The organism is uncultured Microscilla sp., from assembly GCF_947493425.1.
Taxonomy (GTDB): Bacteria; Bacteroidota; Bacteroidia; order Cytophagales; family Microscillaceae; genus Microscilla.
In genome coordinates this window covers 19,704-31,025 of sequence record NZ_CANLRP010000106.1, presented here as the reverse complement: position 1 = coordinate 31,025, position 11,322 = coordinate 19,704, and the positions used below count along the sequence as shown (strand labels likewise).

Sequence of the window (11,322 nt, the reverse complement as noted above, 5' to 3'; positions counted from 1 at the left end):
AATTTAGTCCAGAGTCGGGAGTCAGTAGACCAGAGTTTTTCAGCGCCCATTCGTAATTTAGTCCAGAGTCGGGAGTCAGTAGACCAGAGTTTTTCAGCGCCGCTTCGTAATTTAGTCCAGAGTCGGGAGTCAGTAGACCAGAGTTTTTCAGCGCCCATTCGTAATTTAGTCCAGAGCCGGGAGTCAGTAGACCAGAGTTTTTCAGCGCCGCTTCGTAATTTAGTCCAGAGTCGGGAGCCAGTAGACCATAGTTTTTCAGCGCCCATTCATAATTTAGTCCAGAGTCGGGAGTCAGTAGACCAGAGTTTTTCAGCGCCCATTCGTAATTTAGTCCAGAGTCGGGAGTCTGTAGAACATAGTCACTTCAAACCCATTCGTAATTTAGTCAGTAGCGCCTCGCGCCCATTCGTAATTCGTAATTGACCAATTCGTAATTAATAAGCCTTGCGCCCATTCGTAATTAACTCCCTGCCACTACCACTACTATTTCGCCCTTTACTTTTTTGGCTTCAAAATGCTGGGCTATTTCTTCCAAAGTACCATTGACAGTTTCTTCGTAGATTTTGGTGAGCTCGCGCGATACCGATGCCTGACGATCTTTGCCTAAAACTTCGGTCAATTGATGGAGCATTTTTACCAATCGGTGGGGCGACTCATAAAATACCATGGTGCGGGTTTCAGTGGCAAGTTGTTGCAGGCGGGTTTGTCGGCCTTTTTTATGGGGCAAAAAACCTTCAAAAATAAAACGGTCGTTGGGTAAGCCCGATTTGACCAAAGCAGGTACAAAGGCTGTAGCCCCTGGCAAACACTCTATTTGTATGTCATGCTTGAGACATTCGCGCACCAGCAAAAAACCAGGATCAGAGATGGCAGGTGTACCAGCGTCTGAAATCAACGCCATTTTTTCGCCTTTTTGCATACGTTCTACCAACTGTTGCAGTACTTTGTGCTCGTTATGAATATGGTAACTTTGTAAGGGCTTGCCAATGTCAAGGTGTCGAAGCAACACCCCTGAGGTACGGGTATCTTCTGCCAAAATTACATCTACTGATTGTAGTGTTTTAATGGCACGCAAAGTAATGTCATCGAGGTTGCCAATGGGAGTAGGCACTAAATATAAAACCGTTTCTTGGGTTGTATCCATTGTTATAACAAGTCAAATCTTTAAGTTTGCAAAGTTATAGCTAAAAAATAATTCGCACTATTTTGCAGCAATTTCTCGCTAAAAGGCAGATGTTTTCCCACAAAAAAAGTAAATATTTAAGTTATGGATGGTAAAAACCGAAAAGATATACACCCTGGGCAATTGGTAGAAATAGTAATGAAAGCCGATCAACGAACGGGAGCCCTGACCAAAGGGGTAGTACAACGACTATTGACCAAGTCGCCTACCCACCCCCATGGCATCAAGGTACAATTGGAAACTGGTGAAGTAGGGCGAGTAAAAAATATATTGCCAGAAGAGGAGTAAAATCATGTTTTGAGTAATTATTCCCAGCGTTCGTCATTAAAGTCTTGCTCAAAATGGTCTACCCCCTCAAAACCCAACGATTTCAATTGTTCAAAATAAGGAGTAAAATCAACACCTTTGGTTGTTTGGAGCGCCCAGATAAACCGTGCTGCCCACTGTAACCAACGAGGTGGAGGCGGGTATTTTCTCATATAGGCAATGCGGGCTGCTTGATCAAAGTTTTGTTGATCAAGCCATTCACCTAATATCATTATATGCGATTCTCCCCCTCCCATGCGCCATTCCATACTATAGGGGTGTCCATTGGGCGAATATATCCACGGAGGTGGCACATCACCATATTTGGTTGTCAACTGCTGAACGGCTTTTATATACCATTCCTGATTACTGTATGTTCCCATTTCTCTACCTTATTAGTGCAAATTTCTTTTGGTATTCATTTGGTAAAGTGCCCGTTACTTTATAAAACAAGTTTCTAAAAGAGGCCACATCTACATAACCCAACCTATAGGCAAGCTCTTGTACTGTAATGTTTTTGTACTCCAATTGTTCTTTGGCTTTTTCTATGATAATGCGTTGCTGGTATGAGCGCAATGATTCTCCTGTGGCACTTTTAAACCTCCGGTTAAGGCTACGCCGACTGATATGATGCCTTTCGGCTAATGTATCAAAATTGAGCGATTCTCCCTGGTATTGTTCCATATATTCCTGCACCTTCAGCACTAGTTCATCCTGATGTTTTTTTTGATTACTAAAGATATAATAAGGCTTTTGTGAGGTACGTGGGTAATCTATTTGTAGTTTTTTGGCTATGCTCAATACCTTATGACGGTCGTAATATTTAAGCAACCAATAGATCAAGGCATTGAGCGATGATAGTGCCCCACCACTTGTAATCACCCTATCTTTTTCGGTAATGATTGCGTCTTTTTGCCAATTTACCTCCGAAAACCTTTGCCTAAGATCAGTCATTACCGAAAAATGCGAAGCAGCTTCTTTACCATTGAGCAAACCAGTGGCAGCCAATATATAAGCTCCAGTACACAAAGATACTACTTCTGCTCCTTGAGTATATTGCTGTCTAATCCATTCAAACAATTGAGGGGCTTCTTGTAACACCGCATCTATAGACACATTGGTATCAATAGGTGACACAATTACCAAATCAGTTGCTGTCACTTCGGCAATAGTAGTATCTGCCTTTACCATAAATGGTGACATTTCAAAATTGCGTTTATTCTTGGGGGACACCAATTGATAATCAAGAGGACAGCCCAGGCTTTGGGCAATGTTTAAAATGGCAATGGTAGAAGCTAAAGGAAGGCTATGATTGCCAAAAGGCATTAAAAGACTGATTTTTTTCATTGCAAAAAACTTAACAATACATTTGGCTAAAACACCACACTATATTGGCTTATCAGCCAATGTAAATATAACACTTATAGCTTAACTTTGCAATACTAATGAATAGCACTCATCCTGAGTGCTATCAAATCTTTTTAAACAAATACAAACACCTTTATCTATTATGAAACAAATCAACACTTTATTCCTGGCCTTGTTTTGTTGCTTGAGCATACAACTACAAGCACAAACAGAACAGGCTTCTGTAGTGACAAATATGTCTCACAAAGGCACTATAAACACGAATGAAAAAGCTTTTTTACAAAATTTTTTGAACGTAACCGAAACTGATCTTATTAAGACCATCTTGTCGATAGATAAAGCTATCTGGAACAAACAAACCAATAAAGATACTTGGTCGATGGGGCAATGTATGACCCATATTATTCAAGCAGAGAAAGCCATTTTGGGACAGATTAAAAAAACATTGAAAGCACCCGCTGATAACTCTACCAACCTGCGGCACAAAGATGCTTGGTTGATTAGTAAAATTGCCGACCGGGGACGCAAGGTAAAAACTCCTTTGAACAATGCTCCCAAGGCTTTGACCCAAGAAGAGAGCATTGCTCAGCTCAAACAATCGCGTAAAACGATCAAAGCTTTTTTGGCCAACGAAGATTTGCCTTTACGCAACCACTTTGGACGTTCGCCTTATGGCAAAGCAGATGCTTATCAGTTGTTTTTAGTAATAGTTACACATAGTATGCGTCACCACGCACAAATGATGGAGGTAATGGCTGATTTGAAAAAGTAATGTATTTAAGTAGTTGCAAGCCATTAGCTTCAAGCGATAAGCAACAACAAATTACTAATAATCAACACTTTACACATTTTTTATGTAAGACTAATTTTGTCTTAATACTTAGATGATAATGTTGTTTTGCAAATCAGAGTTTCAATCCTGAGCATTAAATATTGATGACTCAGGATTTTTTATACCAATGATTTTATTAACTCCACTTCCAGTCTAAACACTCATTTATATCAATATTCAGTTCTTTGAACCTATTCTTGAGTGCCAACGCATCCACTTGCTGATTTTTAGGAATAATCAATGAATTGGCATTGGAAACTTTTACAAAGAAATGGGAGCTAATCTCATTTATTACTTCAATTTCTGAGATTTTAACCTTGGCTTCGCTGGTGCTGTCTTGCGTAAAAATGTAATCATCTTGCAACTCTATTCGAATATGGTTGCCAAATAAATCACTATAATAGTGTTTTACTTGTTTGATGTAATGGAACTTGTACCGCCAATTCATATACTTGCCATAAAACAAACCAAAAATCAAAGCACACCCCACAAAGTAAGCACTCATTCTGGTATCGGAGTCAAGGTAAAACACGATGGCTAAACCAAGAAATGCTACTGGAAACAAAATTCTAGCACGTGTTTTTCTTTTTTGTAAACGACCCGATGTAGAGACATTAAACAATTGAAAAGTTAAGAAATCGTTTTCGGATAAGGTATAGGCTAAATTCATTGGGATGTATTTGTTTGATGCTCATTAGGCCCCAAAAGTAGGTATTTCTATCTATCTCATTGCATTTCCCCCAAGTATTTCCTTATTTTCCTACTTCAAAACATTTAAAGCCTTGATACTACAACCCATACTTAATATAGCCGAAATTTGTGCCCAAAAAGGACTTACAGAAGTAGTACTTTCGCCTGGGTCACGCTGTGCTCACCTTACCCTTGCTTTTACCCGGCACCCTCGCATTAAAACTTATACCATTACCGATGAGCGATCCGCGGCATTTGTGGCTATGGGCATTGCCCAGCAAAAAAACACCCCAGTGGCATTGGTATGTACCTCAGGGTCGGCATCACTCAATTATGCTCCAGCTATAGCAGAGGCTTTTTATCAAAAAATACCCTTGGTGATCTTTACAGCCGACCGTCCTCCTGAATGGATAGACCAATTGGACGGGCAAACCATCCGCCAGCAAAATATTTATGAGCAACATGTGAGGGCAAGCTATCAACTACCTGCAGACTACAGCCATCCTGACGCTGTGTGGCACATAGAACGAATAGTAAACGAGGCAATCAATGCTGCCACCGGAGCTGCGCAAGATCAACAAGGAGCCCCTATACATGTCAATGTACCCATTCGCGAACCATTTTACCCCACAGCAAACGAGCAAGTCAGGTTTGACCCGGTAAAGGTGATAGAAGTAATACCAAAACAGGCTACTTTGGACAAATCCACCTGGAACCGTTTGCTTGATCAGTGGGAAGGTATTCCAGATAAACTCATTGTAGCGGGACAACACCCTCATGACCCGACCTTGCTAAAAGCCTTGGACAATATTCAACAAGATTACAACATACCTATAGTAGGCGACGTGATATCAAATACCCATACACTAGAAAAAAGCGTAAAGTACCATGATACTTTTTTGGGCAAACCAACCGAACACCTCCATAGCTCATTTTGTCCGGAGTTGTTGATTACCTACGGTCGATCGCTTATTTCTAAATCACTCAAGTTGCTTTTGAGAAAATACCGCCCTCGTTATCATTGGCACATTGGTACCGAAGCGGTAGTAGCAGATACGTTTCAGTCATTGACTCATCATATTCCGGTAGCACCTACTTACTTTTTCAATCAATTATTCAGCGATCTTGATTTTATGAATATGCTGGATGGTGAGCAAGATGAAGACAATGAAATGGCGCAGCAATGGCATCAATACAACCAACAAGCTGCCCGACATGTGGCACAGTTTGCATTTAGTGATCATGCCCTGACCGAGTTTGAGGCAATTCGTTATGTACTGCAAGTTTTGCCCGAAGGTGTTGTTTTGCATTTGGCGAATAGTATGACTGTGCGCTATGTAAACCATTTGGGGCTAGAGACCATTGGAAACAACCAACCTCGCGCCCAAGTATTTGCTAATCGAGGTACCAGCGGCATAGATGGTAGCACTAGCACGGCAGTAGGAGCAGCACTGGCAACCCCTGATCAAATAGTGACTTTAATTACGGGTGACCTTGCTTTTTTTTATGATCGTAATGGCTTATGGAACAATTACGTACCCAAAAACCTACGAATCGTGTTACTCAATAATCACGCGGGGGGGATTTTCAGAATTATTAATGGAGCTAAAGAACAACCTGAGTTGGCAGAGTATTTTGAAACCCAGCAACCACTCAATGCTCACAATACAGCCAAAGATTTTAATTTGGGCTACAGCCTGATTAAAGACCGAGGTAATCTTAAAGTACAACTTGCTGACTTTTTTCACGAAAGTGAACAAGCAAAAATTCTGGAAATAGAAACCGACAGCAGTACCAATGCAGCTGTATTTCAAGCATTTAAACAAGGCTTCAAGTCGTAGGGAGTACTAGTAAACCGTCTCTTTCTTTTTGAACACTTCTTAAGGAACCCCTCTAAAGCTTGCAAAATTCGAGGTTTCGATAAGGTGTGAAGACACTGCCCGAAGCAAGGAAATTGTCTCTTTTTTTGAATACCTTCTTAAATAATAGGCATAAAAAACTGCCTACATTTGATTCATTAAGAATAAATGCAGGCAGCGAAAACTTGAACCAAATAAAAAAACTATCCTCTAAAATCTCCCAAACTTAAGAGTAAGCGAATAGTTCAAGCCTTCAAATGATTTTATAGGAGTGTTGACCAAGCTAGACTCTGACATAAAACGGTAGCTTATGCCAAGATTTACTCTGAAGAAATTGGCAACGTTTAATTCGGCATTTATACCAGGTTCTACCACCCACACCACCTGGTCGTCTATCAGATCGTCTCGGTAAGGTTCGCTGCGTTCGTCGTTCCAATCGCGTATATGACCTATCCACCCGGCGCCTATCATTACCGGAGTAGTGATGTGTACCAGTTTTTTTGACCCAATAATGGGCTCAATAAAAAAACCACCATAACCCATCAAAGGGCGTACTTTTTGGTTATCTAAAATATCGTTCCGGGTAATAGTGGGAGCCAAACCATACCCCTCAAACCCCAGGCTCACCACCCTATTGATGGTCCAGCCTAAACGTAGGCCAGGCAATAAGGCGGCTTCATCCATAATCAACCCTCCCTTGATGACAGGAGCTACAAAAAAACCAAAATGAGATTTGCCATTCAGCAGTGTTTGTACTTCAGAAGTTGATTTATTGGTGGATTTGGTGCCTGCTTGGGTACTGTCAGTACTTTGAGCATAAGTAGTAAAAAAAACAAGGTATAATGCTAAAGTGACTAATATCTTTTTCATGGTTAATCAAATTTTTTATTAGTAATATTTTTTTTCTGTGTTATATTTTTGCGCATTCAAGGGGGTAGACCTGCTTTGCTTTAAAAGCGTTGCCTTTGTGAATAATAAAAAACAGCAAAAGCACATAAGAACCTTACTATCAAACACTTAAAATATAAATAATTTTTATTTTACTTAATTTTAGGGGCACCTACTCTAAAACTTGTAGTAAACCCAAGTGCTGTTTTTAAAAAACAACAAATAATTTTTGCCTTAAGGCAACCCTTATCCGCAGACTTTGGTCTACCCGGATAGAACTTGAAAACCATGAATAAAAAAACTCAGGAGGCCAAAATACTCAAAGGCTGTCGAGCTGGTAAAGCAAGGTATCAGCAAATGCTGTATGAGCTTTACTATGGCAAGATGTTTAGCGTTTGTTTACGATACTCCCGCTCCCGCGAAGAAGCGAAAGACGTACTACATGAGGGGTATATGAAAGTATTTTCAGGCATTGGCAACTATAAGGGCGATGGGTCGCTAGAAGGATGGATCAGGCGTATTATGGTCAATACGGCAATCAATCATTACCATAAAAACAAAAAACTGAAAGATACTTTCTCGATAGAAGATGAATATGATGAAGTCGCTGAACATGGTCATTTGACTGAGGAAGATGTCATTCAACAAATGGCTTATGACGATTTACTAAATGTAATCAGAACTTTACCACCTGCCTATCAAACCGTATTTAGTTTGTATGCTATAGAGGGCTACAATCACCGCGAAATTGCCGAAATGCTCCACATTTCAGAAGGCACATCCAAATCTAATTTGGCAAAAGCACGCAAGAAATTGCAGAAACAGGTTCAAGAATTATTAAGTCAAAAAGCACACTTTCAGAATGTCTAGGGAATTTAATATCGATAAAATATTTCGCGAAGTGGCAGATAAGCACGAAGAAGCTTATGACCCACAAGATTGGAACGTACTTCAGGGGCATTTGAAAGCTAATGGTTTACAAGCTCAACCCTCAGTACTGACTCAAGTCATGAGATATATTGTAAAAATAATCTCTACTGCAGCAGTGGTGTATATGATGCCTGCGTCTAACCAATTAAATAATACAGCTACTCCATCAGCAGTTGACTCAAAAACCATCACCACACAAGCCGCTGAACACCTTACTGGCTCAGCAAAACCTCTTACGCACCCCAACCCAGACCATCTTGCACAAAACAATCACACTTTGACCAAAAATACCCATGAGCGTAAAAAAGAAACAGACAAAAAAATACTTAAGTCTAAAAAAATAACACAACATAAATCAAAACACCAGATTGTAAACAAACAAAAAGGGAGTAATGTAACACCTCACAAAAAAAGAACTCCTCTGCAATTAAATACACCAAATAAAAAAGCAAGGGGTTTTGTCAAAAAAACCTCCAAGCCATTGGTGACTAAACAAAAGCAAAACATAATCAAACAAACTAATATAAATACTAAAGATGACCGCCTTGCCAAAAACACAGGAAATAAAAACTCAGGGGTAGTCAAGAAGAAAACTATTATTTCACAGTCACTTTATCAAGTGTCCAAACTCTCACCTATTCAACAGCTCGATACTCTAGACAATACTACCTATAGGCATTCTAAACACCTTGCACCTCATATAGACAGCATTTCGTTACATACTCACCAAACGGTTTTGCAAGCATATCATGACAACTGGACCTGGGTACAACGCCCCCGGAACACCTTTCAAAGAGTGGGGCGATGGCTTGGGATTTCCCGCAAACGTCGTATACCAACACCAAATAAAGCAAAACAAGTAAATGCTAAGTTTATGGCAGTAGATGACTCTTTGAAAACTGATAAGCCAAGTAAAAGAAAGAAAAAAATGGCTACTATTCGCAAAGTGAACCAGAATAAGTCGCTCAACTTAGGGGCACCTACACTAAGGCTAAATAAACTATTGAGCCGCCTATTTTTTGACAAACCTAACCCAACTGTAGCTAAATCGCGAATCAATTCACTACCTAAGCCAGCAGTATACCCTATTCGTGAGGCACAACTTGGTTTTGTATACCCTTTGAGTACTAATGGTGTAGATGCTCACAAGTATTCTAATAAGCTATCAATCAATGCTCTAATAGGCAGTGCAGCTGCATTGGATGGTCTTGAGTTTGCCGGATTTGGCAACATTGAAAAAGACTATGTCAAAGGTGCACAGTTTGCTGGCTTTTTCAATACAGCAGGTAGCCACGTACAAGGTTTACAGGCAGCAGGCTTTTTCAATAATGCAGGAGGGGCGCTGGCAGGGGCGCAACTAGCAGGGTTTTTCAACCTAGCTGGTGTAACCAATAGGTCGGCGAGCAGACTGGCTCATAAACCCACAATGAATATACAAGCAGCTGGTTTTGGCAACCTTAACTTTAATGGTTCACTTAATTTTCAGGCAGCAGGTTTTTTCAATATTGGGCGTCAAATAGACGGCTTTCAAGGTGCCGGTTTTTTGAACATAAGCAAAGAAGTTAACGGTTTTCAAGCAAGTGGTTTTGTGGGAGTATGCGAAAAAATCCATGGCGCACAAATTAGTGGCTTTATGAATGTTGCCGATCAGGTAGAGGGTCTACAGATGGCAGGCTTGCTCAATATTGCCCACAAAGTAAAGGGCAGCCAAATTGGCTTTATCAATATTGCAGACAGCCTAACCCATGGGGTGCCTATTGGTTTTTTGAGCATTATAAAAAACGGGTACCGTAAATTTGAGATATGGGGTAGTGAAAGCCTGCATAGTAATATAGGATATAAAATAGGGGTACGAAAGTTTTATAACATTTTTGCAGTAGGTGCGCAGTTTTTACCTGACAAGTTTCGCTGGGGATTGGGTTATGGTATAGGCACTATTCGTAATATAAACGCTAAAAGTAACTTCAACTTTGAAGCGATGGTATACCATATCAATGAAAATAAATTTTGGGAAGAGAACCTTCGTGTACTCAATCAAGTCAAGTTTTTGTATGGACGGGAGTTTTCCAATGGTATGTCACTACAGATAGGACCTACATTTAATATCCTGGTATCGCAAGATACCCCAGAAAGCAATGTGCTGGCATCAGAATTACCTCCTTATCATTTTTTTGACAGTACCATTAATGGGATTAACCTCAAGTTATGGGGAGGGCTTCATTTAGGTCTAAGATTCTAGCCAAATAATGCCCCTTGCTCTATGCTATCAATACAATGAAAGTTGCATAAGTATTACGCACGTTGTGTTTTATTCAGTGGCATTTTTTTTTGAGATTTACTCACTGCCGCCTGCTTTTTCACAAATTTAGCAATGTTATCATACGCCAAACCGTTTTCGGGTATATCTGGAGCAAATAAGTGCCAACCATGCAACATATCTTTGTACACATCAAACACGATATCAACCCCTTTACTTTTTGCTTTTTTTGCAAATCGGGTACATTGCGGATATAAGAAATCCTTGGTTCCAATTTGTATTAACATAGGAGGGTAACCTGTCAAGTCAGAAAAAATGGGAGAAATCAAGGAATTTGTCTTGCTTTCTCCATTACAATACAGATTAGCTAAATCAATTAGAAGAGGGGCTCCTTCGGGTGAACTATCTCCTACACTTTCAAAGGCCTCTCGGCTTGCCTCATCTCTCACATCGACCCAAGGGTAAATACCTACATAAGACTGTGGCAAGGGTAAGTCTAGTTTAATTAACCTTTCTATTAAAGCTAAAGCCAGTCCCCCTCCAGACGAATCTCCAACCAATGTTACCTGCTTGAATTTTTTCAAAAGGTATCGGTATAACTTCACACACTCATTTAACCCTTGTGGAAATGGCGCTTCAGGAGCTCGTCCAAATTCAGGTAATAGGGTATTGATACCTGTTCTACTACTTATTTGACTACTAAATGTAGTATGAGACTTGATTGATCCCTGAAAATATGCGCCTCCATGTAAGTGGAGAATGATATGCTCAGAAGAAGCATTTGGTACCTTTATCCAGGCACAATTTACACCTTCAATGGTTTCTGTTACTGCCTCAAAGTTATCTGCACCAATATAATTGGCACCTAACTGATCTAATCTTTCTCTAGACTGGGGGATATACTGCATGACATCTATTTTCTGCATAGTTACGATTTTAAAACCTTACAATATATTTTAATTTTAGAATATGGGATATTCACTGTTGATTATGGAAACGAAAGTTTACA

The 11,322-nt window shown here is 40.0% G+C and carries 11 protein-coding genes; 5 read left to right on the top strand and 6 right to left on the bottom strand.

Annotated elements, in window-relative coordinates; genetic code table 11:
• Positions 1 to 460 precede the first annotated feature (460 nt).
• A complete protein-coding gene (gene rsmI, locus Q0954_RS22520; protein WP_299460673.1) occupies positions 461 to 1,144 on the bottom strand; it encodes a 16S rRNA (cytidine(1402)-2'-O)-methyltransferase in 684 nt (227 codons plus the stop codon).
• A gap of 123 nt (positions 1,145 to 1,267) precedes the next feature.
• Here rsmI and Q0954_RS22515 point away from each other — a divergent pair, with 123 nt between their 5' ends.
• A complete protein-coding gene (locus tag Q0954_RS22515) occupies positions 1,268 to 1,471 on the top strand; it encodes a YwbE family protein (RefSeq protein WP_299460671.1) in 204 nt (67 codons plus the stop codon).
• A 17-nt stretch (positions 1,472 to 1,488) separates the two neighbouring features.
• On the opposite strand, the gene Q0954_RS22510 is transcribed toward Q0954_RS22515, so the two are convergent.
• A complete protein-coding gene (locus Q0954_RS22510) occupies positions 1,489 to 1,872 on the bottom strand; it encodes a hypothetical protein (protein ID WP_299460669.1) in 384 nt (127 codons plus the stop codon).
• Positions 1,873 to 1,876: 4 nt separating this feature from the next.
• Complete coding sequence (locus Q0954_RS22505) at positions 1,877 to 2,836, bottom strand: GlxA family transcriptional regulator (protein ID WP_299460667.1); 960 nt, start codon at positions 2,834 to 2,836, stop codon at positions 1,877 to 1,879.
• A 163-nt stretch (positions 2,837 to 2,999) separates the two neighbouring features.
• On the opposite strand from Q0954_RS22505, the gene Q0954_RS22500 reads away from it, so the two are divergent.
• A complete protein-coding gene (locus Q0954_RS22500; protein WP_299460665.1) occupies positions 3,000 to 3,629 on the top strand; it encodes a DinB family protein in 630 nt (209 codons plus the stop codon).
• Between the two features lie 196 nt (positions 3,630 to 3,825).
• Here the strand turns inward: Q0954_RS22500 and Q0954_RS22495 are convergent, their stop codons facing one another.
• Complete coding sequence (locus tag Q0954_RS22495; protein ID WP_299460663.1) at positions 3,826 to 4,359, bottom strand: YcxB family protein; 534 nt, start codon at positions 4,357 to 4,359, stop codon at positions 3,826 to 3,828.
• Between the two features lie 112 nt (positions 4,360 to 4,471).
• On the opposite strand from Q0954_RS22495, the gene menD reads away from it, so the two are divergent.
• Positions 4,472 to 6,220 (top strand): 2-succinyl-5-enolpyruvyl-6-hydroxy-3-cyclohexene-1-carboxylic-acid synthase, encoded by a 1,749-nt coding sequence (gene menD, locus Q0954_RS22490; RefSeq protein WP_299460661.1) that lies wholly within the window; start codon positions 4,472 to 4,474, stop codon positions 6,218 to 6,220.
• Positions 6,221 to 6,448: 228 nt separating this feature from the next.
• On the opposite strand, the gene Q0954_RS22485 is transcribed toward menD, so the two are convergent.
• Positions 6,449 to 7,108, bottom strand: coding sequence for a hypothetical protein (locus Q0954_RS22485; protein WP_299460659.1), 660 nt, complete (start codon positions 7,106 to 7,108; stop codon positions 6,449 to 6,451).
• A gap of 306 nt (positions 7,109 to 7,414) precedes the next feature.
• Between Q0954_RS22485 and Q0954_RS22480 the strand changes: the two genes are divergently transcribed.
• Positions 7,415 to 7,996, top strand: a complete 582-nt coding sequence (locus Q0954_RS22480) for a sigma-70 family RNA polymerase sigma factor (RefSeq protein WP_299460657.1) — start codon at positions 7,415 to 7,417, stop codon at positions 7,994 to 7,996.
• On the top strand, positions 7,989 to 10,295 hold the full coding sequence (locus Q0954_RS22475; RefSeq protein ID WP_299460655.1) for a hypothetical protein: 2,307 nt from the start codon (positions 7,989 to 7,991) through the stop codon (positions 10,293 to 10,295). Before Q0954_RS22480 ends, Q0954_RS22475 begins: the two co-directional genes overlap by 8 nt.
• A gap of 53 nt (positions 10,296 to 10,348) precedes the next feature.
• On the opposite strand, the gene Q0954_RS22470 is transcribed toward Q0954_RS22475, so the two are convergent.
• Complete coding sequence (locus Q0954_RS22470) at positions 10,349 to 11,239, bottom strand: alpha/beta hydrolase (RefSeq protein ID WP_299460653.1); 891 nt, start codon at positions 11,237 to 11,239, stop codon at positions 10,349 to 10,351.
• Positions 11,240 to 11,322: the final 83 nt, after the last annotated feature.

Bases quoted from the DNA above. Each gene is read 5' to 3' on its own strand.
- rsmI (WP_299460673.1), bottom strand. From the start codon at position 1,144: ATGGATACAACCCAAGAAACGGTTTTATATTTAGTGCCTACTCCCATT.
- Q0954_RS22515 (WP_299460671.1), top strand. From the start codon at position 1,268: ATGGATGGTAAAAACCGAAAAGATATACACCCTGGGCAATTGGTAGAA.
- Q0954_RS22510 (WP_299460669.1), bottom strand. From the start codon at position 1,872: ATGGGAACATACAGTAATCAGGAATGGTATATAAAAGCCGTTCAGCAG.
- Q0954_RS22505 (WP_299460667.1), bottom strand. From the start codon at position 2,836: ATGAAAAAAATCAGTCTTTTAATGCCTTTTGGCAATCATAGCCTTCCT.
- Q0954_RS22500 (WP_299460665.1), top strand. From the start codon at position 3,000: ATGAAACAAATCAACACTTTATTCCTGGCCTTGTTTTGTTGCTTGAGC.
- Q0954_RS22495 (WP_299460663.1), bottom strand. From the start codon at position 4,359: ATGAATTTAGCCTATACCTTATCCGAAAACGATTTCTTAACTTTTCAA.
- Q0954_RS22485 (WP_299460659.1), bottom strand. From the start codon at position 7,108: ATGAAAAAGATATTAGTCACTTTAGCATTATACCTTGTTTTTTTTACT.
- Q0954_RS22480 (WP_299460657.1), top strand. From the start codon at position 7,415: ATGAATAAAAAAACTCAGGAGGCCAAAATACTCAAAGGCTGTCGAGCT.
- Q0954_RS22475 (WP_299460655.1), top strand. From the start codon at position 7,989: ATGTCTAGGGAATTTAATATCGATAAAATATTTCGCGAAGTGGCAGAT.
- Q0954_RS22470 (WP_299460653.1), bottom strand. From the start codon at position 11,239: ATGCAGAAAATAGATGTCATGCAGTATATCCCCCAGTCTAGAGAAAGA.